Source organism: Streptoalloteichus hindustanus, from assembly GCF_900129375.1.
Classification (GTDB): Bacteria; Actinomycetota; Actinomycetes; order Mycobacteriales; family Pseudonocardiaceae; genus Streptoalloteichus; species Streptoalloteichus hindustanus.
Map to the genome: position 1 here is coordinate 32,431 of NZ_FQVN01000020.1, position 24,999 is coordinate 57,429.

Annotated in this window: 18 protein-coding genes; 7 read left to right on the forward strand and 11 right to left on the reverse strand. The window is 70.8% G+C overall.

All coding sequences use genetic code 11. The features are described 5' to 3' along the window. Positions 1-15 precede the first annotated feature (15 nt). The 4 genes from BUE43_RS31565 to BUE43_RS31580 all read right to left on the reverse strand — a co-directional run bounded on the left by BUE43_RS31565 (position 16) and on the right by BUE43_RS31580 (position 6,103). Positions 16-549 (reverse strand): hypothetical protein, encoded by a 534-nt coding sequence (locus BUE43_RS31565; protein ID WP_073490017.1) that lies wholly within the window; start codon positions 547-549, stop codon positions 16-18. A gap of 3 nt (positions 550-552) precedes the next feature. Beyond that, entirely contained in the window at positions 553-861 is a 309-nt protein-coding gene (locus tag BUE43_RS31570) for a WXG100 family type VII secretion target (protein ID WP_073490018.1), read from the reverse strand. A gap of 45 nt (positions 862-906) precedes the next feature. Then, positions 907-1,227, reverse strand: a complete 321-nt coding sequence (locus tag BUE43_RS31575; protein WP_083960372.1) for a WXG100 family type VII secretion target — start codon at positions 1,225-1,227, stop codon at positions 907-909. Between the two features lie 469 nt (positions 1,228-1,696). Further along, a complete protein-coding gene (locus BUE43_RS31580) occupies positions 1,697-6,103 on the reverse strand; it encodes an nSTAND1 domain-containing NTPase (protein ID WP_083960373.1) in 4,407 nt (1,468 codons plus the stop codon). A gap of 217 nt (positions 6,104-6,320) precedes the next feature. Between BUE43_RS31580 and BUE43_RS31585 the strand changes: the two genes are divergently transcribed. After that, on the forward strand, positions 6,321-8,231 hold the full coding sequence (locus tag BUE43_RS31585) for an AfsR/SARP family transcriptional regulator (protein WP_073490021.1): 1,911 nt from the start codon (positions 6,321-6,323) through the stop codon (positions 8,229-8,231). A gap of 399 nt (positions 8,232-8,630) precedes the next feature. On the opposite strand, the gene BUE43_RS31590 is transcribed toward BUE43_RS31585, so the two are convergent. Both BUE43_RS31590 and BUE43_RS31595 read right to left on the reverse strand, forming a co-directional pair. After that, on the reverse strand, positions 8,631-9,713 hold the full coding sequence (locus tag BUE43_RS31590; protein ID WP_200797745.1) for a calcium:cation antiporter: 1,083 nt from the start codon (positions 9,711-9,713) through the stop codon (positions 8,631-8,633). Positions 9,714-9,949: 236 nt separating this feature from the next. After that, positions 9,950-10,909: a hypothetical protein gene (locus tag BUE43_RS31595; RefSeq protein ID WP_083960374.1), complete on the reverse strand. Its 960-nt coding sequence runs from the start codon at positions 10,907-10,909 to the stop codon at positions 9,950-9,952. Positions 10,910-11,145: 236 nt separating this feature from the next. On the opposite strand from BUE43_RS31595, the gene BUE43_RS31600 reads away from it, so the two are divergent. The 3 genes from BUE43_RS31600 (at position 11,146) to BUE43_RS31610 (ending at position 14,150) form a co-directional block, all read left to right on the forward strand. After that, the gene (locus BUE43_RS31600; RefSeq protein WP_073490023.1) at positions 11,146-11,922 is read left to right on the forward strand and encodes a hypothetical protein; all 777 of its coding nucleotides are present in this window, start codon (positions 11,146-11,148) and stop codon (positions 11,920-11,922) included. Between the two features lie 28 nt (positions 11,923-11,950). Then, entirely contained in the window at positions 11,951-12,628 is a 678-nt protein-coding gene (locus BUE43_RS31605; RefSeq protein ID WP_073490024.1) for a hypothetical protein, read from the forward strand. Between the two features lie 304 nt (positions 12,629-12,932). Continuing rightward, positions 12,933-14,150 carry a GNAT family N-acetyltransferase gene (locus tag BUE43_RS31610; protein ID WP_073490025.1) on the forward strand — a complete coding sequence of 406 codons (1,218 nt, stop codon included), beginning with the start codon at positions 12,933-12,935 and terminating at the stop codon, positions 14,148-14,150. 110 nt (positions 14,151-14,260) lie between these two features. Here BUE43_RS31610 and BUE43_RS31615 read toward each other — a convergent pair whose 3' ends face one another. Further along, complete coding sequence (locus BUE43_RS31615; protein WP_200797746.1) at positions 14,261-14,998, reverse strand: phosphotransferase family protein; 738 nt, start codon at positions 14,996-14,998, stop codon at positions 14,261-14,263. A 172-nt stretch (positions 14,999-15,170) separates the two neighbouring features. Then, on the reverse strand, positions 15,171-15,764 hold the full coding sequence (locus tag BUE43_RS31620; RefSeq protein ID WP_073490026.1) for a hypothetical protein: 594 nt from the start codon (positions 15,762-15,764) through the stop codon (positions 15,171-15,173). Between the two features lie 522 nt (positions 15,765-16,286). Between BUE43_RS31620 and BUE43_RS31625 the strand changes: the two genes are divergently transcribed. Beyond that, positions 16,287-17,459 (forward strand): hypothetical protein, encoded by a 1,173-nt coding sequence (locus BUE43_RS31625; RefSeq protein WP_143174519.1) that lies wholly within the window; start codon positions 16,287-16,289, stop codon positions 17,457-17,459. Between the two features lie 465 nt (positions 17,460-17,924). On the opposite strand, the gene BUE43_RS31630 is transcribed toward BUE43_RS31625, so the two are convergent. Next, the gene (locus BUE43_RS31630; RefSeq protein WP_073490028.1) at positions 17,925-18,371 is read right to left on the reverse strand and encodes a hypothetical protein; all 447 of its coding nucleotides are present in this window, start codon (positions 18,369-18,371) and stop codon (positions 17,925-17,927) included. A gap of 330 nt (positions 18,372-18,701) precedes the next feature. On the opposite strand from BUE43_RS31630, the gene BUE43_RS31635 reads away from it, so the two are divergent. Both BUE43_RS31635 and BUE43_RS31640 read left to right on the forward strand, forming a co-directional pair. Further along, positions 18,702-22,325 (forward strand): ALF repeat-containing protein, encoded by a 3,624-nt coding sequence (locus BUE43_RS31635; RefSeq protein ID WP_083960375.1) that lies wholly within the window; start codon positions 18,702-18,704, stop codon positions 22,323-22,325. A 13-nt stretch (positions 22,326-22,338) separates the two neighbouring features. Further along, positions 22,339-22,809 carry a hypothetical protein gene (locus BUE43_RS31640; RefSeq protein ID WP_073490030.1) on the forward strand — a complete coding sequence of 157 codons (471 nt, stop codon included), beginning with the start codon at positions 22,339-22,341 and terminating at the stop codon, positions 22,807-22,809. A 329-nt stretch (positions 22,810-23,138) separates the two neighbouring features. Here the strand turns inward: BUE43_RS31640 and hisF are convergent, their stop codons facing one another. After that, positions 23,139-23,927, reverse strand: a complete 789-nt coding sequence (gene hisF, locus BUE43_RS31645; RefSeq protein ID WP_073490031.1) for an imidazole glycerol phosphate synthase subunit HisF — start codon at positions 23,925-23,927, stop codon at positions 23,139-23,141. Continuing rightward, positions 23,909-24,535, reverse strand: coding sequence for an imidazole glycerol phosphate synthase subunit HisH (hisH, locus tag BUE43_RS31650; protein WP_159447825.1), 627 nt, complete (start codon positions 24,533-24,535; stop codon positions 23,909-23,911). Before hisH ends, hisF begins: the two co-directional genes overlap by 19 nt. Positions 24,536-24,999 lie beyond the last annotated feature (464 nt).

Below are 24,999 nucleotides of genomic sequence, written 5' to 3' on the forward strand. Positions count from 1 at the left end.
CGACCGCCGCCACCGCTACGGACCCCCGGCCACGCCCGGGATTCCCGCGCCGAACTGCTTCATCAGGTCGGCGACGTCGTTGGCTCCCTTGGAGTTGAGCTCCTCGGTGGTCTGGTACTTCGCCGCCAGCTCCTCGACACCCGCGACGAACTTCTCGAAGGCGGCGCCCATCTTCTTGAGGGCGTCGGAGTACTCCTTCTTCAGCCCGGCGTTGCCGGTCGGGCCGGTGATCAGGTCGCGGATCGCGTTGCCGTGCTTGAAGTTCCCGGCCCTGATGGCGAGCGAGTCGACGTCCCTGACCGCGTTCCTCAGGTGTGGCAGGAGCTCCTTGACGGCCGCCGCGAAGTGCTTGAGCGCCATCCCGTCGACGGTGACCGGACCCTTGCCACCCTCGCCCTTGAACACCGGGGGGACGGGCAGGGGGCTGTTGTTCTGGAGCGATCCCTGGTCGCCGCGGGACGACCCGTCCCACTCGGTCGGCGACTTCTTCTCCTGCTTCTCCCGATCCTGCCGGTTCTGGTTCTGCAGGGCGATGCCCTCGTGGGTCACGGCTCACCTCCGCCCGACGCCCAGGCTGTTCCACATGTCCGAGCCGGTGCCCTCCGCGCGGTTGTAGTTGGTCATGATCTCGGTCAGCGCCTGCCGCGCCTGCCTGAGCAGCTCGGGCATCCGCGCGGCGGAGGCGTCCCACTTCGCCTTGCAGTCGTTGTAGGCGAGCCGGGCGTCGCTCTGCCACTCGGCGAGGCTGCGCTCGGAGTTGGCCTCCAGGGTGTCCAGCATGGACCTGATCTGCTTGTCCACGCCCTCGATCTCGCCGAGGACCGCCTGCACCCTGCCGAAGTCAACGCTGTACTGCACCATCTCGTCCGCTCTCCCTGATCGCGTCGGGCGTCGTCGGTGTGCCGGTCACAGGCCGGGCAGGCCGCGCATGGCCGTGGCGGCCCGTTCGAGGGCGCTGTCCTCGGTGACCGTGTAGTTGCGCGCGTTGCCGTGCAGGGCCCGCAACATGGTCTCCAGCTGCCTGATGATGTTCTGGTACTCGCCGGACCAGGCGTTGAGCGAGCCGACGAACCTGGCGGCGGCCTCGCCGCGCCAGGACGTGCCCAGCTGCGCGATGGTGGTCTGCATCGTGTTCGACGTGGTCCTGGACGTGCTCAGCGCGGCCTCGAACTCACCGGCCGCCTTCCGCATCGCCGGAGTGGAAACCGAAGTCGGTTGCGGAGCCATGGTTTTCCCTTGTCTACTCGGCAAAGACCGTCGTGCGGAGTGTCGGCGGGTCTGCCAGCGATGCGCGTGGGCCGCGTGTCTCGACGAGAGCGCCAAACCCGCTGTCCGGATTCCCCTCGACGTCCGGGGCCTTGCCGTGTGCGGGGTGCGCTGTGCGGTATCGCTGTCATGCCCGCTGGAACCCAGTGTGCTCAGCGCGAGCCGCTACCGCGTTGACGATCGATTGACGAATGATTGCCGCAGAGGTCAGAGCCCTTTGCGCGGTTCGCGCAATGGCCGGGCACCGGCCTGGCGGCCAGGAGAACCACGCGTCGTGGAAGGGAAAACCGGTTCGGTCCGCGATCGCGGAGCCCGGATTCCCGCGTGGGGGAGCGATGTGCGTTGTGCCCGTCTCGTGACGGCCGAGCCGCTCGGGCACGGGCGGAGCGGTTGGTGGGACGGGCGGATCGCCCCACCAACCGTCTCGCGACTATTCGACGCAGGGGTCCTCGGGGGACACGCCGTGCGCGTAGGTTTCCCACTCGGCCCGGGTGAGTGGGGTGCCCCGGGCCGCGCAGATCCCGCTGCCGATGGCGGCGGTGTCCAGTCGCCAGACCGCCATCGGGCCGTCGGCGACCCCACCGACCAACGAGTTGTCCTTCGGGTTGAACGCCACCGACGTGACGTTGCTCTTCGGGCCGGACACGGCGGCGACCAACGCCGACTCACGCGGGTTGCCCACGTCCCAGATCAGCGCCGTGCGGTCCCAGCTGCCGCTGGCCAGGGTCCTGCCGTCCGCGCTGAACGCCACCGAGGTCACGGTGTTGTTGTGGCCGGCCAGGCTGGACAGGCGCGCGGGAGAGGCGATCTGGCCGATGTCGAACAGGTGCACCATGTGGTCATTTCCCGCGCTGGCCAGGGTTCTGCCGTCCGGGCTCAGCGCGATCTGCCGCACGGCGCCCTTTCCCGGCTGCGTCCGGCCGCGCGCCGTGGCGTGCCGGGGGTCGGAGACGTCCCAGAGCAGAACGGTGCCCTGGTAGTCCGCGCTGGCCATGGTGCGGCCGTCGCGGCTGAACGCCACCGAGCTGACCACGTCCGTGTGGCCGCTCAGATCACCGCCGAGCTGGACGGGTTGACGCACGTCGCTGACGTCCCACAGCTTGATTCTGTGGTCCTCGGCGGAACTGACCAGGACCCGCCCGTCGGGGCTGAACGCCACCGCCGCCAGTTGCTTGTCCGAAGCGGTGATCGTGGTCAGCGCGCCGGGCCGCCGAGGATCGCTGACGTCCCACAGTCGCACTGTGCGGTCGTAGCTGGCGGTCGCCAGCACCCGCCCGTCCGGGCTGAACGACACCCCGACCACCGCCTTGCCGTGTCCGGTCGCCGTCGCCAGCACCGTGGGGTTGCCCATGTCCGCGCTGTCCCACAACCGCACGCTGCCGTCGTAGTGGCCGCTGGCCAGGAGATCGCCCTTGCCGCTGAAGCCAACGGTCCACGCGGAGGAGGCGGCGCCGAGCGCGGCGGCGGTGCGGACGGGCCACACGGTCACCGCGCGATTGGCCGCACCCGTGGCCAATGCGGCGCCGTCGGGGCTGAACGCGACGCTGCGCACGGTGTCGGAAGACGGGAACGCGGCGAGCTGGCGCCCATCCGCCAGATCCCAGAGCCGGGTGGTCTGGTCATCGCCGGTCGCGGCGATCCTGCTGCCGTCCGGGCTGAACACGACCGACTCGACCACGCTCGTCGCGCCCTTCACCGCGCCGTTCCGCACCGCCTTGCGGCTGCTCACATCCCAGATCGTCACGTCGTGGACGGCCGAGTTGGCGCTGCCGGTGGCCAGTTTCGCGCCGTCCGGGCTGAACGCCACCGAGGTGGTGTAGGAGTCCCCGGGGTTGGCGGAGAACGTGTCGGCCAAGGCACTCTCGGCCGGGACGTCGGTCTGCCACAGCCGGATCGTCGCGTCGTAGCTCGCGCTGGCCAGCAACGGAAGCGTCGGGTTGAAGGCCACCGCCACCACGTCCCGTCGGTGCCCGGTGAACCTGGAGACCGCGGTGAGCGCCCGGGCGTTCTCCACCTTCCACAACCTCACGGTCGTGTCAGTGCTCGCGGAAGCCAGCTGGTCCCCGTTCTTGCTGAACGCCAGGGACATCACGCTGCCCGTGTGGTCGCGGTTGCGCGCGACCTCCACGGGATTGGCCGGATTCGCGATGTCCCACAGGCGAATCGTGCCGTCGCCCTCCCCGCTGGCGAGCAGCCGCCCCTGGGGGTGGAAGGCCACGGCGAACCCGTGGCCGTTCATCCTGATCTCGGTGAGTTGGCGGCGGGAACCCGTGTCCCACAACCGAACGGTGTCGTCGTTGCCGCCACTGGCCAGGAGTTTGCCGTCCGGGCTGTAGGCGACGGCGGCGACGGTGTCGCCGTGCCCGAGCAACCGGGTCGCCGGAGCCGGAGCCGCCGCCGACAGCAGGCTGCCCCGAGCGTCCACAGTGGACGACATGCGGTACGCGGCGAGGCCGAACTGGGCGGCCAGCGCGGGATCGGCGCCGATCAGGGAGTTCGCCCGCAGCGCGAGCTGCCGGGAGACGGCCTCCGAGCGCTGGGTCCGCGCGATCGACCGCTGCGCGAAGGCGTACACCGTGGTGGCGGTGACCAGCACCAGCAGCGCCGCCAGCGAGGCGGTCAACTGGCGCAGCCGCCGCGTCCTGCGCCGGGTGGCCCGCTGCTCGGCGTCCTGTTGGGCGACGCTGACGTCCAGGAACTCCTGCTCAACAGGGGAAAGAGCGCGCTCCGCCCCTGACTCGGTGCGCCAGTCCTGCGCGATGGCCAGCCTGCTTCCCCGGTACAGCAGGGAGATCTCGCGACCGGCGTGCGCCCAGGAGTTGGCGTCCTGGTGGACCTGTTGGTGGAACCGCAGGCCCTCGCGGTCCGCCGCGATCCACTCCCGGAACCGTGGCCACGCGCGGAACAGCGCCTCGTGGCTGATCTCCGCGTTGTCCTCGTCGAGGGTGACCAGCCGGGCGTCGGCCAGCGCGTGCAGGACGGCGGTCGCGGTGTCCGGGTCGGCGGAGTCCTCGATCAGCCGGGAGCGGTTCACCCTGCGGCGGGCCAGTTCCAGGCCGTCGCCGATGTGCACCATGCGCAGCAGGAGATGTCGGGCGATGCGCCGGGCCCGCGGGTCGAGCCGGGAGTAGGTGGCCTCCGCGGTGGTCGTGATCGACTCGTGCACGCCGCCGGTCTCCGCGTAGCCGCGCAGGGTGAGCCGGTTGCCCTCCCGGAGCTGCCAGACGGCCAACAGGGCGTGGGAGAGCAGCGGGAGCAGACCGCTCGCGCTCTCGTCCTCCACCGTGCCGAGGTCGCGCAGCAGCAGGTCGGTGAGGCCGTCCTCCAGCTCCAGCCCGACGAGCTCGGCCGGGCGTTCCACCGCCTCGCGCAGCTCCGCCCCGGTCATGGGGGAGACGACCAGGGCGTGTTCCAGGGCGGGCACGAGCTCCCCGTGGTTGGCACAGTGCCCGTAGAAGTCGGCCCGCAGACCGAGGACCACGTTCGCCACCGGCTCCCCGACGCCCTCGGCCCCGTTCCCGGCCACGGCGCTCACCGCGCACAGGGCTCGGACGAACCGGCGTCGGTGCGTCTCGTCGCGGCACAGGGTGAACAGTTCCTCGAACTGGTCGACGATGACGACGAACCGCTCCCGCCGGTGCCCGTCCACGGGCGCGCGCCGGGCCCCGGCCAGCAGATCGACGAGGGCGTCCTGGTCGGAGTCGACGGCCTCCTCGATCTGCTCGACCGGAATCCTCGTCGCCCGGCTCAGCGCCGTCGCGAGGTGGTGGACGGGCTTGTCGCCCGGGGTGAGCAGGAGCCACGACCAGCGCTGGTCGGTGGCCAGGTCCATGTTCTCCAGCGCCGCGACGAAACCGGCGCGCAGCAACGAGGACTTGCCGGAGCCGGAAGCGCCGACCACGACCACCGGCCCGTCGCGGCTGTCCTCGCCGAGCCGGTCCACCAGCGCGGTGGTCAGCCGCTCCCGACCGAAGAAGTACTGCGCGTTGCCCAGGTCGAAGGAGGCGAGACCCGGGTACGGGCTGGTCTGCCGCACCGGGGGCGGTTCCCGCCGCGTCGCCCCGCCCAACAGATCGGGGTCGTTGGCCAGGATGCGTTCGTGCACCTGCCGCACGGCCGACCCGGGGTCGATGCCCAACTCCTCGGCGAGCACCCGGCGCAGCCGGTCGTACTGCTCCAACGCCTCGGCCTGCCGGCCGGCGCGGAACAGCGCCGTCATGAGAATCCCGCGCAGCCGCTCGCGCAACGGGTGCTCGCTGACCGCCGCCGTCAGCTCGGCGGTGATCGTGTTGGTGTGGCCGAGGTCGAGCAGGGCTTCCGCGCGGTCCTCCATCGCGGTGAGTCGGAGTTCGACCAGGCGGGAGCGCTCCGCCTCGACGAAGGCACCCGGCAGTTCGGCCAGTGGGGTGCCGCGCCACAGCTCCAGCGCCGCTTCCCAGTGCCGGAGCGCGCCTTCGGCGTCCCCGGCCTCGCGCAGCGAACGGGCGCTGGCCAGGTGCTCCTCGAACCGCCCGACGTCTCGTTGGTCCGGCGCCAACTCCAGCCGGTAGCCGGTCCCGGTGCTGGTGAGCACCCCTCCGGTGTCCTCGGGGTCGAGGATCTTGCGGAGCGCGCCGACGTAGGAGGAGACGATGCGGCGCGCGGTGGCGGGTGGCTGCTCGCCCCAGATCCCGTCGATCAGCTCGGCGCGGGGGACGACCTGGTTGGGCCGGGTGGCGAGGAAGGCGAGCAGCGCCTGTTGTTGGGGCGGCCCTAACTCGAGCTCCGCCCGACCGCGCAGAACACGCAGCGCGCCAAGCAAGTTGACCGATAAGTGCAAATCATCCTCGGGAGCCATGCCCGCTGAGCCTACGCACGTCGCCCCTGCCCGGATGGGCGGCCACCGCTGCCGCCGGGGCAGGCGCGAAGTACCGGGGACGGCTGCTCGAACAACGCTCTGACCAGCGTCAATAGCGTGTTGAACGGATATTGGCTGGTTGTTGCGGGCGCCTCACCAGACTCGGGCCGCGTCATCGACCAGGGGTCTGGGGGTACCTGTGCAGGAGTCAATCGTGATGTGGCGCCAGCCCGTCGGTTCGTCCCCCGAGCCGGGGCGGGCCAGCGCGGGCGGTCCGCTGCGGTTCGAGGTCCTCGGCGCGGTCCGGGCCTGGCACGGCGGCCGGGAACTCGCCCTGGGCGCTCCGCAGCAACGCGCAGTGCTGGCGATGTTGCTGATGCGCTGCGACCAGTTGGTCGCCGTCGACGAGCTCGTCGACGGGCTGTGGGGGCCGACGCCGCCGGCGCAGCCCCGCACCACCCTCCGCAGTCACATCTCCCGGCTCCGCCGGGCCCTGGTCGTCCCGAACACCCTGGTGCGCGAGAGCGACGGCTACCTGCTCCGCGTGCCCCGCCAGGCCGTCGACCTCGCCGCGCAGGAGGCCCGGCTGGCCGAGGCCGCCGCGGCGGCTGCGGCCGGCGACGTCGCCGGGGCGGCCCGCATCGGGCGGCAGGTCCTCGACCAGTGGCCCGCGCACGGCCTGGCCGGCATCCCCGGGCCGTTCGCCGAGGCGACCAGGGCCCGGCTGGCCGAGCAACGGCTGCGCGCCGCCGAACAGACGCTCGACTGGCAACTCCAGACCGGCGGCCACGAGGAGGCGGCCATCGAGCTGGCCGGGCTGGTCGCCGCCCACCCGATGCGGGAACGGTTGGCGGAGTTGCTGATGCTGGCCGCCTACCGGTGTGGACGCCAGGCGGAGGCGCTGTCCGTCTACACCGACACGCGCCGGGTGCTCGACGAGGAACTGGGCATCGAGCCGGGACCGGGCCTCCGGGAGATGCACCGACGAGTGCTCCGCGCGGACCCGCTGCTCCTCGCCTCACCTGCACCTGTTGACCCGCGCGGCACCGCGGCCCGCCCGTCACCCACCCACCTGCCCGAGGACACCGCCGACTTCACCGGCCGCGCCGCGACGCTCGCCCACCTCCGCGACGCCCTGCGCGGCCCGCGCCCGCTGGTGGCGATCACCGGCATGGGCGGGATCGGCAAGACCGCGCTGGCCGTGCGCCTGGCCCACCAGGTCCGCGAGCGCTACCCGGACGGGCAGCTCCACGTCGACCTGCGCGGCACCGACCGGCAGCCGGCCGACCCCGGCGAGGTGGCCGCCGACCTCCTCGGCGCGCTCGGCGTGGCCCCCGCCGCGATCCCCGCCTCGTCGACCGAACGGGTGGAGCTGCTGCGCTCCGTCACCGCCGACCGGCACGTGCTGCTGGTGCTGGACAACGCCGCCGGAGCGGCGCAGATCCGCCCCCTGCTGCCCACCGGCCCGCACTGCGCCGTGCTGGTCACCAGCAGGCACACCCTGCCGGAGCTGAGCTGGCTGACCGGGTGGTCGGTGACCCGGTCCCCGCTGACCACCGTGAACACCGGCGAGGCCCTGGCCATGCTCACCGCGATCCTCGGCGAGGCCAGGGTGAGCGCCGAGGCCGACGCGGCCGTCGACCTGGCGGCCGCCTGCGGCCACCTCCCGCTGGCCATCCGGATCATCGGCGCGCGCCTGGCCACCCGGCCCACCTGGTCGCTGTCGGCCATGACCACCCGACTGGCCGACCAGGACCGCCGCCTCACCGAACTGCGCGCCGGCGACCTGACGATCCGCGACTGCTTCGCCGCGAGCCACGAGCAGCTCGACCCCGAGCTGTCCAGGGCGTTCCGACTGCTCGCGGTCCCCACCTGGTCCGGCTTCTGCGTCGGCTCCGCCACCGCCGTTCTCGACCGGCCACCGGCGACGGCGGAAGAGCTCGTCGAGGACCTCGTGGACCGAGGTCTGCTGGACTCACCCCAGTCCGGCTGGTACCGCTACCACGACCTGATGTGGCTGTTTGCCCACACCCACCCGCACACCACGCCCGAGGAGCGAGCAGCCACCCACACCCGCCTGACAGCAGCCCACCTGGCCACGGTCCACCACCTCCACGCCACGGCCTGACCGCCGTCGTCGCCCTGGTGGTCCAGCGGACGTGGCGTGGGACGGGGTCCGGAATCGGCGAGGTGGAGGTGGGCGAAGTGCGCGAGCATCGCGGATATCGGGTCGGGCATGACGCAGTGTGGAATGACGAAAAACTCAGGCCTGAGGGGAGGGCGTGCTGGCAACGTTCCTCCGGAATGCGGAAGGCGCTGGCTTCTCAGGTGGTGGTGTGCGGTTGGTCGGTCGTTGCCACCGGCCTGTTCGTTCCCTTTTGGGTCTCTCCCTGGCGGAAAGGCGCGTGATTCAGGGGCTCGGCTGAGCCAGAGTGGCCCCGTACTCAGCCGAGTGTTCCACGTGTGAACGAGTCCGCCGGTGTCCAGGAGTGGGGTTAACGGCAAACGGTAGCTGATCGCCCTCCGGTTACGGGGTGACGGCGAGGAGGAGGAACGCGCTGAAGACCATCAGGTGCACCGCGCCCTGGAGCACCGTCGCGCGGCCGGACACCAGCGTGAGCGTGCCCACCCCGCCGGTGAGCACGAGGAGCACGAGTTCCTTGCCGTCCAGGCCGAGCACGAGCGGTCCGGTCAGCCAGAGGGAGGCCAGCGCGATCGCCGGGATGGTCAGGCCGATGCTGGCCAGCGCGGACCCCAGCGCCAGGTTCAGGCTCACCTGGAGGCGGTCGCGCAGCGCGGCCCGGACGGCGGCGACGGTCTCGGGCATCAGCACCAGCAGCGCGATCAGCACCCCGACCAGCGACACCGGCGCGCCGGCCGCCGCGACGGCGGCCTCCAGCGTCGGGGACACGGTCTTGGCCAGTCCGACGACCCCGACCAGGCACACCAGCAGCAGGCCCAGGCTCAGCAGCGCCGTGCGCGTCGACGGCGCCTCGGCGTGGTCGTCGGGGGTCCGGTCCACCTTGGGCAGGAAGTAGTCGCGGTGGCGCACGGTCTGGACGAACACGAACAGCCCGTACATCACGAGTGACGCCACACCGGCGAAGGCCAACTGCGCGCCGGAGAAGGTGGGCCCCGGGCTGCTGGTCGTGAACGTGGGCAGGACCAGGCTCAGCGTGACCAGCGCGAGCACGACGGCGAACGCGCCGCCGGAGGCGTGCGCGCGGAACTCCTGCACGCGGTGCCGCAACGACCCGATCAGGAGCGCCAGGCCGACGATGCCGTTGCAGGTGATCATGATGGCGGCGAACACCGTGTCACGGGCCAGGGAGGCCGCCTTGTCGCCGCCGGAGACCATCAGCGTGACGATCAACGCGACCTCGATCACGGTCACCGCCATGGCCAGGATCAGCGTGCCGAACGGCTCGCCGACCCGGTGCGCGACGACCTCGGCGTGGTGCACGGCGGCGATCACCGCGCCGCCCAGCGCCAGACAGACGAGCACGAGCAGCGCCACCCCGAGGCTCTCGCGTCCCCAGCCGACGGCGAGGACCAGCACACTCAGCGGGGGGACGACGACGGACCAGCGGGGCAGCGCGACACCATTCACCCTTTTGACTCTAATGTCCACTTCCCGAAGCGGCCGGCCACGAGCGGCGGACGCGGTGGGAACCGTGGCGTGTCCCACTCCGCCCGGCGATCGGGCGGGCGGCGACGGCTTTCCCTTTGTTGATCAAGATCTGGCGCTCCGGCTGATCACTCCTCTTGCGACAGTCGGAGTGTCCACAGGGGACGCGTCCGGAGGTGTCCGCGTTGCTCGGTCCGCAGTGGACAGACGGGCGAACCTCATTGTTCCGGTTCCCGCGCGACGCGTGAAGTCTGCTGTGGTGCGTGCGCTGGCGCGGTCAGCGGGTGTTCCGGAGTGGGGAAGGCGTACCAGCGAACGGTGATGTGGCGCGTTCCGGGAGCGGGACTGCTGCGGAGCAGGCAGTACCGGGTGAACATTCCCTCGTACTCGGCGTTGAACTCGGCGAGTTCGGCCTCGGTGAGGTGGGCGTTGCCTCGGCTTCCCTGCGCCCACGAGCCGAACTCGTCGCGGTGTCGCACCGCCCAGTCGAACAACCGCAGCTCGTAGTCGTACTTCTCGTCGTAGAAGGCGCGGAGCCGCGCCTGGTCGGCCTCGCTCAGGCGCTCGAGCGCGGGGGGCATCAGGGACTGGGGGACGCGGCGCCAGCGACCGTCCCGCCCGCGCCTCAGCCGCTCGGCCCGAAGCAGTCGATCGAGCATCGGGGACAGCTCGTCGGCCGGACACGAGAGCGCGTCGGCCAACTCCTCGGTGGTGGCCGGCTCGGTCGTCGCGAGGGCCTCCTGCAGCCGTTGGTACTCGGGCCGGGTGTGCAGCTCGATGTCGGCGACGGTGAACTCCCGGCGGACCATGCCGCCGGTCAACAGCACGTGGGCCCTGGCCAGCAGCAGGCCCGCGACGGGCAGTTCGACCAACACGGCCAACGCGACGGCGCTCCAGTGCCCCGGCGAGCCCCAACCCAGCGTGACGTCGAACCAGGCGTCGCAGCACAGCATCGCCGCCGTGAAGGTCATGAGCGTCACCGCGGCCCGCCGACGGCGCCAGCCCAGCCACGCCGCCGCGGCGAAGCAACCCACCAGCGCGACGTCGAACCCCACCCAGCTCCACCGCCACAGGCCCGTGTCGTACCGCGTCGGCAACGTGGCCGACAGGAAGACCGTCCACGGAACCAGAACCGCGGCCGCCCCGGCCACCACCACCAACAACACGCGTCTCAACACACCAAGACGCTAACGCCGCCACCCCCACCCGCCATCAGGGATTGTCCCGGATGAGAGCAGGAGGGTGTTCCCTCCTCGCCGCGGGGGCGGGGGTGGCTCGTCGCTCACATGGTCAGTCCCTCGTCTGGGGGTTTTGGGTGGCGTCCTCCGTGATCAAGAGTGGGGTGGTGTCCGTGCTTCGGTCACCTGGAGTGTTCGTCGACCCGTCCCCTCTTCCCCTTTCGTGGAGGACCGCTGTGGCCAGTGACGACCGCGAACTGCTGTTGAGCCGTGATCCGGACAAGCGAGCCCTGAGCGAGAAGATGCACCGGCTCGGCTTCGGGAGCTACTACGACTTCCCGGAGAAGGTCCCGGTCATCAGGTCGAGCGAGGTGCCCGCCGCCCACTGGAAGGACCCCGTCGGGGACAACACCAACGGGTACGGCGTCGTCGGCAACTGGAAGGTCATGAGCTACTACCGGGGTATCCCGACCTACGTGGGGGACCCGGTCTTCAACGACACCCCCGACGACGCCTCGATGACGGTCGGCGGGTCCAGGACGATCAGCTCGGAGTACACCTTCGGGATCGAGTACTCGGCGGAGGCGAGCTTCTTCGACCTGGTCAAGGCGTCGACGACGTACTCCTTCAGCGCCTCGTGGAGCGAGTCGACCACCTTCACCCAGACGATGACCGTGACCATCCGTCCGGGCTGGGTGTCCTGGATCGAGGTCTCCCCGGTGGCACGCGTGCTCGACGGCGACTTCATCTACCTGCGCGCCGAGTCCGGCACCCGGAAGATCGGCAGGTTCAGCGGGGTCATCGAGGCGCCGGGCATCGAGGGCAACCTCAAGGACGTCTACACCCTCCGCTCCACCCCGATGACCGAGGCGCTCGTCTCCCACGTCCAGTCCCTGGCCAGCCAGAGCGACTCAGGCGTGCGGGCGGTCGGCGACGGAGGCCTGCGGTTCTCCGCCGACCTGCTCCCCGCCGACCTGCGCGCCGGCGCCGAGCGGCACGACACCGACCTCTGACCGCCACCGACCCTTCCGGGAGAAGAACGTGACCGTCGACGGCACCGCCCAGCCCGAGGACCCGACCACGGCCGACGAGGCAGCCGCCCTGCGCGCGGCCAAGGACGACGAGTCCGGGGTCCAGTCCAACCAGCACTTCATCCACTACAAGGACAAGGACAACAAGAAGCGCCGGCTCGCCGCCAACATGCCGTTCCTCCTCTACTGGTGCAAGGGAACGGGGGACACCTACTACCCGCTCGGTCTGTGGGAGGGCAAGGACTTCATGCCCAAGAGCTCGGTGAGCAAGTCCGGCGTCATCCAGTGCCGGTTCGTCACCGCCGACGGGGACATCGACAACCACACCATCAAGAACGCCGAGCTCCAGTACCGCGTCGGCCCCACCGGCTCCTGGTCTCGTCCGGTGCAGCGCAAGGGCAAGTACCACTACCTCGCCCACACCGGCTCCAGCGACAGCATGCGCAAGATCATCAACTGGAACATCTACCCAGAGCAGATCCGGTTCGCGCTGCGCTTCGACATCTCCGGCGCCGGCGACTCGTGGATCTCCGAGAACGAGTACACCGGCTCGATCCGCATGCGTGACAGCAGCGGCGACCGCGCCTGGCTGGCCGCCGTCCGTTACGGCACCACCTGGGACGACCCCTTCGGCACCAGGACCAGCTTCAGCTCCCGCTCCTGGCAGAACGACCTCAGCAGAGGCTGACCCGCCCTTCGCGGAGCTCACGCCGTCAGCCGGAGGTGGTCCCGACCACCAGCACGGCGTGCTTCCGGATGGGCGACGAGTGACGGCGGGCTGAAGGCCCACGATTCGGAGCCTGTCGTCGCGGACGGCAACAGCGGAGCCGAGTTCTCGGCGCGGCGGAGGGGGCGGAGCCGGTGTTCGCCCCTTCCTGCCGCTGCTTCTGCTGGGCCCGGCCGCAATTCACTTGATCTGGCCACAGGTCAGCGCCACTGTGGCGGAACACCACGAGTCGTGGTACCGGCACCCCGGGAAGGCAGCGGCAGCAATGGAAATCCGCCCCACGAGCGACCAGGACCTCGACGTCTTCGTCAACACAGTCCATGCCGCGTTCGGGCGCTTCCCGGAAACCCCGACCGAGGGCGGCGGGGTCTGGTGGTCGGCGCTTGAGATGGATCGCAACCTGCTCGCCGTGACGGCGGACGGACGGCCCGTCGGCACCGCCGGCGCGTACTCCTTCGAGCTCACCCTGCCCGGTCAGATCCTCGCCCCGGCCACGGGGGTGACCTGCGTCGGCGTCCTGCCTTCGCACCGGCGCCAGGGCGTGCTGACCGCCATGATGCGGCGTCAGCTCACCGAGCTGCGGGCCCGCGGGGAATTCCTCTCCGCACTCCTCGCCTCCGAAGCCGTGATCTACCGCAGGTTCGGCTACGGACCGGCGACGTACACGCAGCGGCTGACGGTGCCACGTCGCCAGGCCGCCCTCGCCGTCCCCCGAGCACGCGGAACGGCCGACGCCCTCGCGACCGGCTCGGTCGAGCTGCTGCGTCGCGCCGAGTGCGGCGAGATCCTGGAGGAGGTCTACGACCGGTACCGCCGTGCCCAGCCCGGCGCGCTGTCCCGCCCACACCGCTGGTGGGCCCTGGGCGCGGGGCAGCCCCCGGTCTCTCCGGCGCCGCGCTACGTCGCCGTCCACCGGGACGCCGACGGCGTCCCGGACGGGTACGCCAGCTACTCGGTCGACGAGGCAACGTTGACGGTCGACGAGACCATCGCCACCGACGACGCCGTCTTCACGGCCCTGGCCCGGTTCGCGCTCGGCCACGACCTGATCACCGAGGTCGTGTTCAAGCACTTCCCGCCGGAGCACCCGCTGCGCTGGCAGCTCGCGGACTTCAACGCCGGCAAGGTGAGCGACAGCACCGACTGGCTCTGGGTGCGGCTGCTGGACGTCCCGCGTGCGTTGACCTCGCGCGGCTGGCTCACCGACGGCGAACTCGTCCTCGACGTCGACGACCCGTTCCTCGGCGAGCACGGCCGCTACCTGCTGACCGTCCGGGACAGCAAGGCCGACTGCGTCCCCACGGACCTGGAGCCCGACCTGTCCCTGGACGTGAGCGACCTGGCCTCGGTCTACCTCGGCGGCACCACCCCGAGCACGCTCGTGCGCGCCGGACACATCCGAGCCCACAACCCGGACGCGGCCACCGTCGCTGACACCCTCTTCCGCGCCGAGCGCCCCCCGCACTGCCTGCACTGGTTCTGACCGCACCCTCGCCGACCCCGTACTTGGGTCTGTGTTGGAGCTATGGGGTGACGGATGGTGGCACCGTGCTCTAGCCGAACGGCACTCGGAGCCGTCAGGCCCGGGCAGCCTCACAGCTGGGAATTCAGCACGGCGACCTCGGGCCACGGGTCGAAGCCGTGCTCGATCAGCCAGCGGACGGTCCGCAGGCTGCGCAGTGACCACCACGCCCGGATCACGTCGAGGTCGACGTCAGCGCCGTAGCCAGCGACGACGTCGCCCAGGTGCTCCTCGTAGCCGAGCGTCAGGGTCGCGAGGTCGAACAGGGCATCACCCCGGCCCGCCTCGGACCAGTCGATCACACCGGTGATCTCGTCACCGTCGACGAACACGTGGGTGGGCTGCAGGTCGCCGTGCGTGAACACCGGCGTCCACGGCCGCAGGGCAGCCTCGGCAATCCGGCGGTTGCGCGTGACCACGTCGGTGGGAAGGACGCCATTGGCGATGAGCCAGGCACATTCGTCGTCGAGGTGCGACTCGACCTCGACGAAGCTCCCACCGGTCCGGGGTGGCAGCGGCGCGTCGTGCAGCCTCCGCACGGCGGCGCCCGCCGCGGCCCACGCCGCCGACGACGCGGTCGACGGTTCGCCGAGGCGGCCGAGTGCCGTCCCGGGAAGGGCGGCGAGCGCGAGCACGGGCGGCTTGCGCCACAGGACCTCCGGAGTGGGGATCGGCGCCAGAGCCATCGCCTCGACCTCCACGTCCGTGCGCGCCTGATCAGTGTCGATCTTCAGGAACGCGTCGCCGACGCGCAGCGTCGCGCGCTCGTGATGGGCGACGACGACCTGGACCTCCTCCACGTCGGCCATTATCGCGAGAGAAGTCAGGAACGGTCTCCTGAATCAGCCCAGGGTTCAGACAGTCTCATGGATCGAACGCGCGGATGGACCGGTGTTGGTCGACGTGGAGGACGTTGTTGTCCACCTGGTACCTCGTGCTCGCCGGAACCAGTCCCCGCCACGCGATCTCGCTTGTGTGGTCCTACACCCCTTGGCCATTGCGGTCATCCACCAGCCGGAACCGCCGCGCGAGGTCATCAGCCAGTTCCGCGGCATCGCGGGTGCCGTCAACCGCGAGCACCGGCAGATCTGCCGCGGCGGCCTGTCGGCGAAGCTCGGCGTCCCACAACTCGTCGCGGGCAAGGCGGTTGGCGAACGCCCGGGTGTGGTCGCCGTCCCCCCAGTTGACCCGGGCTCGATCCGGGTCGGCGAAGCGGATGCCGAGCACGCGGCGCCGGAACTCGGGCGTGGGCAGGACGAACACGGCCTGTTCGCGCCAGGTCAACAGCGGGGCGAGGTCGCGCGGCGCGATACCGAAGTAGTCCACCAGGACAAGACGGTCGGCGGGGAGGGCGAGCAGATCCTCGACGAGGAACTCAACCGTCTCGCCGTGCAGGCTGGCCATCCCGTTGAACTGGTCCTCAGGCGTGAGCTGGCTTCGTTGCTCGTCGGCGAGCCTCGCCATCGCGCACAGATACGGGTGTCGATCGGGCGTGCACCGCGCGACCCAGCCGAGCTCAGCCCGGTCGCCGTCGTACACGTACGTGCCGAAGCGCTCAGCCAGGATCCGGGCCACGGTGCTCTTCCCGGCACCTGTGCCGCCGGCGAGCCAACGGACGTGCGCAAGCCGGCGAGCAAGGTCAGAAGCAGTGCCGCGAGCGCCAAGCATTCCCATGGGGAGCAGTGTCATGTCCCCTGAGGCCAAGGAACAGTCTTGTCTTCACACCCTTCGCTGGAGAATATGGGGGTAGAGCACCGGTTTCCCACTGGTCGGCGTACTCGGGAAGCTCGCCAACTGTTGAGTACCAGTCCGAACAGGACAGAGAGCGACGCGGGACCTGTCGAGCCCGGCCGCGGGGGAGTACCGACGGTGACATCCTGCGCCAGACAGGCGATTTTCCTTTCAGAACACATACTTCTGTCACTTGATCACTTCCGGCTGTCGGGAGGGTTGCGACAGTGTCGGCAGGCTGGGCGTATCGGGGGCGTGGGCGACGAGGAGGACGGACCGGTTCCCCTCAGCCGTCGCGCGTCCCCGCCGCGTCCAGGACACCGCAGAACCTGTGAACACCCGATCGACCACAAAGGACGTGTGAGCGTGACAGGCACCACCGAGACCTCCCAGGCTGGCCAGGCGACCTCGACGGCGCGTGGAGTGCGGAGCGAACAGGAGCGGATGGACCACACCCGGGCGATCCTGTCCGGCGGCGCCCGGGCGGACACCCGCGGAGCGCGGCGGATCCACACCAACCGGTCGGGCAACATCCTGCTCGGGGCGTTGCTGCACGCCGGGGCCCGGTTGGAAGCCGGCCTGACGTTGACCGACCTGGAGCAGCACCTGGTCCAACTGGTCTCGACCTACGTTCCGGTGCCCGAGTTGCGGGCCTTCGGCCGCGCCTACTCCGAGGCCCTGGCGGCGGGCCCCGTCCCCGCCCTGCCCGAGACGGTCACGCGCAGATCGGTGGAGTCGGGCTACTCGCTGGCGGAGTTCACCGACAACCTGCCGACGATCGGACAGCAGGTGCTCGCCCAGCCCAACGCGCGGGTGGTGGACCTGGGCGCTCTGGCCCCCGACGAGCCGATCGACGACGATGCGTTCACCACCGCCCTGGCCGACCACGGACGCGGTCTCACCATCGTCACCGGCCCGCCCGTGCCGGACGCCAGCACCCTGGCGGCGTTGACCGTGCGGCTGCGCATGGACCGCTTCCACTGCGTGCGGGAGTCCGGGGAGTCCGGGCGCGACGAGATCTACTGGGCGGTGGGCGCCGGCAGCGACACCACCGCCCGCAAGTCCTTCACCACCCGCGAGTACGGGGCGGTGTCCACTGGGGACACTGAGACCTTCGACTACTCCTACGGCGACAAGACCTACATCTTCAACGGCACCGTCGACCAGCACCTGACCGCCGAGATCGAGTGCTGGGAGGCCGACCACAGCAGCGGCGGCTTCTACAACGACCTGCGCTCGGCGCTGTCGGACTTCGCCCGCTACGCCGCGAGGGCCTCCTCCGAGCTGACCACCGCCGGCGACAACGAGACCGCGAGGGCCGCCGCCTGGGCCGCCTTCATGTCGGTGGGCGCCAGCCTGCTCAACGCCATCCTGGGCTGGTTGACCAACGACGACGACCTGGTGTGCGAACGCAGCATCGGCTTCACCCGCGCCGGCCTGCTCGCCCTGGCCGCCCGGCCCAACAACGAGGACGTCTGGCACTTCAACGGCGGCGACGGCGGGTACCACAAGCTCTACCTGCGCATCAACGACCTCTGAGCCCTCCCGCACCGGCCGGCCATAAGAACGAGAAGAAAAAGGGGGCCCGGCATCCACACACGACGTGGGCGCCGGGCCCCCCGACCCATTTCATCGAAGGCTCGGTTCGAGGTATCCCGTTGGTGCCGCAGATCGCTCCGAGATCTGGTGGTCCTGAATGAGAAAGCGGTGGACACGACGATACCGGAACCGCTGTGCGGGTCGGGGCGTGGATCAATTGGTCGGCCCCGGGGTGGAGGCCGACGTGGTGAATGTTGGTGCGGCGTCGTAGAAGGCGAGGCCCTCAGGCGGCAACGGGTCTCCGGGGAGGACGCGCACAAGACATCTGTGGCTACTTCAGCGGCATGCGAGGCAGGACCAGGCAGCCGCCGATGCCTACCGCGCCGTGGCTGCCGCACGCTGCGTCACCGACGCCGCGAGGGCGGGCCGCGCACTGCGGGCCGCCCTCGCGTGGGTGCGGTGGGGTTACGGCTTGACGGACAGGCTCAGCAGGGTGGACGCCGGGTCGTTGGCGGCCTCGCCGACCTCGGTCCACTCCTCCTTGCGGATCGCGTAGCTCTTCTCGCCGTTGGCGTTGCTCACGGTGGCGGACACGGTGTTCGCGGTGCCCTTGACGAAGATCACGTTGGGGATCTTCATGGTCAGGTAGCCGGTGGTGCCCCTGACCTGGAAGCAGGCGGGGTTGCTGCCGCGGCTGCGGACGGCGAGCACGCCGGTGAGATCGGAGGGGCAGGCGTCCATGAGCAGGATGTGGCCGTCCCCCTTGATCAGGGTGATGCCGCGCTCCTGGAGGATCTTGGCCGCGCCGGGGTAGCTGTAGTCCTCGACGAGTGGCGGCGGCGTGTCCTCGGCCGGGCTCGCCGGAGCCGACAGGGCCGCGGTCGCGCAGCCCAGCGCGACCGCGACGGTCATGGCGCCGAGGGCCGCGAGTCGAGCGTGAGTTCGCATAATGAGTTGTTCCGTTTCATCCGAGCGGACCGAAGAGCCGCGCGCGATTTACACACCTTCGCCGAACCCTGGAACCGGGTGCAAGGTAGCAACGCCGTCTCGGCCTGGTCAAGCACGCTTCAAGCATTCCTTTCAGGGGTGCGGGCCCGGCGGAGCGGAGGGCTTGGGCCGGACGGCCCAGCACATTCTTTCACCACCACTTCACGGTCTTGTGCCACGCGCCACGGGTGACGTATACCTTGATTCAATACAATTTCTTTCAGTTCGGTTGTCGGTTGTTCTCCGGGGGTTCACATGCGAACGGTTCGGATGCTCGCGCGATTATGGGTCGCGCTGGCCACCGCGCTGGCGTTGACGTCGGGACTGCTCCCCTCGGGCGTGGCGATGGCGGAGGATCCGCCGCCGCCGCCCGACCGGGCCAGGGCACTCGCGTTGATGAAGTCGGCGGGGCCGGGGGTCTCCAGGGCGGCCGAGGCCGCGCTGGCGGGCTCCGACGAGGACGTCAGGAAGTTCCTCACCGAGGAGTTCCCCCGGCTCGCCGAGGACGATCTGCGGGTGCAGATCGGGCTGCTGCTCAACGTCAGCGGATCCGGTGTCCGCAAGGCGGGCAGCGACTCCCTCAACGGCTCTGTCGAGGACATGGGGAAGTTCCTGGCCGACGGCTGGAAGAAGCCGTGGGAGGACGACCTGCGGGTGCGCATCGGCCAGCTCATGACCGCGGGCGGCCCGGGTGTGAAGCGGGCGGGCAACAAGGCCCTCAACGGCGACACCGACGACATGCTGCGGTTCATCAACGTCGAGTACCCGCGGGAGCAGGCCGACGACGACCGGGTCCGGGTCGGCCAGCTCATGTCGACCGGCGGCACCGAGGTGCGGCGGGTCGCCAGCCGGGTGCTGAGCGGCGACGTCCAGGACGTCCGCGACTTCCTGCGGGTCGGCTACCAGGTCGCCGCCGAACGCGACCAGGAGGTCAAGTCGGTCGCCGCGCTCGCCGAGCTGGCGCGCGAGGCGGGCGAGAAGGCCGCGGTGCAGACCCAGCTGGCCAAGGAGGCCGCCGACCAGGCCGTGGAGGCCGCCCGGGTGTCCAAGGAGGCGGCGCAGCGCGCGGCCGCCGAGGCCGAGGCCGCCAAGCACTCCACCGAACGGGCCGCCAGCGCGGCGAACCGCTCCGCCGACTCGGCGCGCCGCGCCGCGGAGGCCGCCCAGACCGCGATCAACTCCGCCTCGGTGGCCACCGAGGCCGCCAGGTCCGCGTCGCACGCCGCGGGTCAGGCCGTCCGCGCGGCCTCGCTGGCCAACCAGGCCGCGGCCAGGGCGCACAGCGCGGCCAGCGCCGCCGCCCGGGACAAGAGCAAGTCCGAGGGCGCCGTCGCCGCTGCGCAGCAGGCCCGCGACGCGGCCAACGGCGCGCAGGCCGCGGGTGAGGCCGCCGCGCAGGCGGGCAACGCCCTCCAGGCGGTGTTCACCGCGCTCACCGCCGCGATGAGCGCGGCCGCCAACGCCGACGCCGCCGCCGGCGCCTCCGGCGAGGCCGGGAAGTGGGCCGAGCAGGCCGGGGCCAGCGCGGCCGAGGCGAGGCGGCAGGCCAACCGGGCCCGCGCCGCCGCCAACGAGGCCCGCCGGGCAGCCGGGGCGGCGCAGGCGCTGGCCAGGGACGCCGCAGCGGCGGCGAACGAGGCGCGGCAGGCGGCCAACGAGGCCGCGGCGCACGCCAGGGCCGCGGCGGCCGCTGCGGACGAGGCGGCGAAGGCAGCGTGGGAGGCGCAGGTCGCGGCCCGCAAGTCGCACGAGTTCGCCGATTCGGCCGGTGAATGGGCCAAGGAGGCGCAGAACGCCGCCACCAAGGCGCACACGATCTCCGACCTGGCCCGCAAGGCCGACGAGGAGCGCCTGGCCGCCCAGCGCAGCCAGGCGATCCGCGACGCCCAGGAGGCGCTGGCGGAGGAGAACAGCAAGAAGGAGGCCGCCGCGTGGGAGACGGGCCAGGCCAACAAGCTCGACGCCGAGGCCCAGCGCCTGGTCGGGGTGGCCGCCGACCCGAACACCACCGCCGCGGTGGCCGTCGAGAGTGGACGCCGGGCCGCCGCGAGGCTGTGGCGCACCGGCGGCCCGTGGGTGCGGGCCGAGGCGGAGAACGCCCTGGCCGGCAAGGCCGATGACGTGATCCAGTTCGCCAGGCAGCGGTTGCCGCAGGCCGTGCAGCTCGACGACCGCACCAGCGCCGTGCACCTGGCCAGCGCGGGCGCCCGTCCCGGGCTGCGGAAGAGGGCCTCCGAGGTGGCCACCGCCGACTACGAGCAGGTCAGGTCGTTCCTGGCGGAGAAGACCTACCCGGGCAGCGAGGACGACGACCTGGTCGAGGCGGGCAAGATCATGCAGGCCGGCGGTCCCGGCGTGCGGGCCGCGGCCAACAAGGCGATCAACGCCGGGCCCGCGGCGGTCCGGGAGTTCCTCCGGGTCGGGCAGTTCCGGGCTCGCGAGGACGACGACCGGGTGCTGGTGGGGCAGGCGGTCGCCGCCGGCGGCCCCGAGGTGAAGGCCGCGGGTCAGGCCGCGTTGGAGGGGCCCGCGTCCTACCTGCGCAAGTTCCTGGACGTCGACCTGCACAAGGCGCGCACCCGGGACGAGGACACCACGGCGCACGTCGCGTTGATCAGCGCCCTGCTGGCCAGCGCGGACAGGTCGGCGGCGACGGCCAAGCAGAACGCCGCCGAGGCGCAGGAGGCCGCGTTGCGGGCCGACGGCGCCGCGGCCGAGGCCGACCAGTGGGCCAAGCAGGCGCAGGAGTCGGCCAGGGTGGCCTCGAACTACGCCGATCAGGCCAAGGGCCACGCGAGCCGGGCCCAGGAGAACGCCGACCGGGCGGCTCAGTCGGCCCGGCAGGCCACCGCGGCCCGCGACAGCGCCGAACGCGCCGCCCGGTCGGCGCAGGCGTCGGCGCGGCGGGCCGAGGCGGCCGCCGCCGACGCCCGGCTGTCCGCGGCGGCGGCCGCGCAGTCGGCGGCGCGGGCCAAGGCGGACGCGGAGGCGGCTGGCAAGAACGCCGCGACCGCGGCCGGGCTGTACCTGGAGACGATCAAGATCATCAGCGACAAGTACGCGAAGGAGCGACTGGAGAACGACCCCGACAACTTCGGCGCCAAGGGCAACGAGCGGGGCAAGGAGCTCAGCTCGGTGCTGGGCGGACTGGACGCGAAGTCGGTCGAGGACGCGTTGAACCGGCTGCGCAACCACCCCGACGGCGACCTGGTGGGCTGCGTCGACCGCAGCCCGCAGCCGACGCCGGGCGTCGACTGGTGCCAGAACAACGGCGACTGGCTGAGCCGGTCCATCAAGGCGGCCAGGGCCGCGGGCGTCGACCCCCGCATGGTGCTCGCCCGCATCCTGATCGAGATGAGCAACAAGCACGCGGGCTCCGGGCCGGGCCGCGGCCTGGTCATGGCCGACAACTGGCTCAAGCTGATGTGCCACGACCTGGGGCTCTACTCCACCTGTGCGAGCTTCGCCGACAGCAGCAAGAACGCCGGCGACGGGCCCTCGATGGGGATCTCCAACATCAAGCAGCCGGTGTTCGACCTGGTCAAGGCCAAGTACCCGAACGTGTTCGGCCGAGCCAAGTTCTCCGACCTCGCCACCAGTGACGAGGTCGCGATCTGGGTGACCGCGTACTACTACAAGTACCTCAAGGAAGAGGTGCTGCCGAAGACGTCCAGGGCGGCCAGGGAGAACAACTCCGACTGGGACAACATGGACATGTACTACTGGTGGGGCCACGACAAGGCCCCCAACATCTCCCGCCCCGACGGCAAGGACTGGGAGGGCGACCCGCTGCTGCACCGGGACGACATCCGCAAGTGGCGCGACAAGGCTGACAAGATCATGTGCCACAGCGGTGCGTACATGTGCATCACGAAGTAGGAGGGTCAGGGGCATGAGGTCGAAACGGCTGACGTACACGGTGGGCGCACTGATGGGGACCGGCCTCTTCGTGGCGTTGGTCAGCGGCGGCCTCTGGCTCCTGAAGTCCACCACCCCCACCCACGACGAGCGGTTGGAGGCGGTGCTCGGCCACGTCGGTGTGGCCGAGCACCGCCTCGGCGGTCGTCGGTTCGAGAACGCCGGAGACCGGCGTTTCCTGCGCGCCTACTTCGTGGGCGCCCCCACCACCGGCGACGCCAAAGCCCTGGTGAAAGGTCCCGCGCTGCACCCCTTCTCCGACCCGGACCGCCAGACGGAGCGGCCCCAGGGGCCGGTCGACGGCTGCGGGATCTTCGGCGGCGGCACCCGCCTGCCAGCAAACGAGGTACCCACCGAGGGTCTGTCCACAGAGGACGCCGACGCGGCGCGAGCCGGCCGCTCGGAGATCATCCAGGTGAGCATTCTCTGCGACTCCACCTGGTAATCCCCAGGGGGAGAACAGCAGGCCCTGCCGCAGCGACCCGTCCTGGCTGTCGCCCCTCGACGTCGGCGCCGATAACCTGCATCCGTCGGGTCTGCGTGGCCCTGCACAACCACGCACGAGGTCCTCGCCGGAGCAGTCGCCGTAGGGCGACAAGACCGCGTTGCTACCCCGGGGGACGGTGAGCGAACTTGGCCGTCCTGCCCTCGGCGGAGCAAGTGCGGGGTTTGGAGGCCCGGGCGCCCAGCTTTCCCTGACCCTCCACAAGGGACAGGGACCCCGGAGGTTCGCCTCGCGGGTCCCTGTCCGGTCATGGCAGTGCTTTGAGACGGTCAGAGGCGGACCGGCAGGTTGTGCCGCTCGTTCAGCTCTGCCTTGATCTCCTCGACGGTGTGGTTGCGCTCCATCCGCGGCGAGTACAGCAGTGAGCTGACGATCGCCGCCGAGGCCTGTGCCTCCACGAACGCCTCCGCCACGTGGGCGACGCTGCCCGCCCCACCCGAGGCCACCACCGGCACCCCGACCGCCTCAGCGACCATACGGGTGACGCGCAGGTCGTAGCCGGCGTGTGTGCCGTCCTGGTCGATGGAGTTGACCACGATCTCACCGGCCCCGAGCTCCTCGCCCCGCCGCGCCCACCACACCGCGTCCATCCCGGTGTCCACACGGGCGCCGTCCACGAACACGCTGTAGCCGCTGGGGATCGCCTCGGTCTCGGGGACGCGCTTGACCTGCATGCTCTGTACGACGCACTGGCGGCCGAACTCCTCAGCGCCCTGCCGCAGCAACTCCGGATCGCGCACGGCCATGGAGTCGAGGCTGATCTTCTCCGCCCCGGCGTCCAGCACCGCGTGCATGTCCTCCAGGGAGCGGACGCCCCCGCCCACGGTCAGCGGCACGAACACCCGCTGGGCGACCGCGGTGATCGTGGCCAGATCCGCCTGCCGTCGCCGCGCGCTGGCGAGGATGTCGTAGAAGATCAGCTCGTCGATGCCGTCCTCGTACATCCGCGAGGCGATCGCGGGCGCGTCTCCCACGTCGGTGTTGTCCTGGAAGCGGCGCGCCTTGGTGACCCGCCCGTCGATCACGTCGAAACAGGCGATCAGGCGGGCGGCGAGCACAGTTCCTCCGAGGTGAGCGAGGCGAACCGGACCAGCAGTCGCAGACCCAGCGGTCCGGACTTCTCCACGTGGAACTGGCAGCCGACGATGTTGCGGTGCGCGGTCATCGAACAGAACGTCTCGCCGTACTCGGTCCTGCCCGCCACGTCGTCGTTCTGGTTCGGCACGACGTAGAAGCTGTTGACGAAGTAGAAGTAGCCGCCCTCGGGCATCTCCGACACAAAGGCGTGACGTCGCCGGGGACGGACACGGTTCCACCCCATCTGCGGCACCCTCACCGTCCTCGACCACACGAACGGCACCACATGTCCCGGCAACCATCCCAGGCACTCGGTGTCCTGCTCGGCGCTGTGCTCGAACAGCACCTGCATGCCCACACAGATCCCCAGAAACGGCGTCCGCTCAACCAAAACCCGCTGCGCCAGCCACTCCGGCCAGCCCCGCGACCGCAGCACACGCATCGTGGTGCCCGCAGCTCCCACCCCCGGCAGGATGACCCGGCCCACGCCGTCCGCTTCCTCGGGGGCGGCCACCAGCCTGTTGGGGATTCCCAGATGGCTCAGGGCGTGGACCACGCTTTGACTGTTGCCCGTCCGATAGTCGATCACACCGACAATGTCAGATCCACCGCCAGGTCGCATCGCTCCTCGATCCTCTGATCACGCGGACACTCATCGTCGCACGCCCATGACAACCCCGATCAGGTGAACACCCCGGCAACGTCGCGCAGTGCGGAATGACGAACCCGGTTTTCTCAGCGGCACTTTCCACAGCCACGACTACCGGGAGCCGTGAGCCACCATTCGCTCCACCGTGCGCCCGACTGACTGGAATGGGCTCGGTTGGTGTCCACGATGGACTCATCACCATCGCCGCCGCCGATCCAGAGATCCCCAAGGATCTCACCCTCGGTGATCAGCACATACGGCCATCCACCTCTCGGCCCGACACGCTGCGCGATGACCGCGACAAGTACCGCGATGCGCCAGGTGCTCGGGGTCGAGCCCACCGAGGGCATGCTGGAGTTGTCGGACGACAACTTCATCCGTGAGGTGTGGAACCGGGCCAAGCC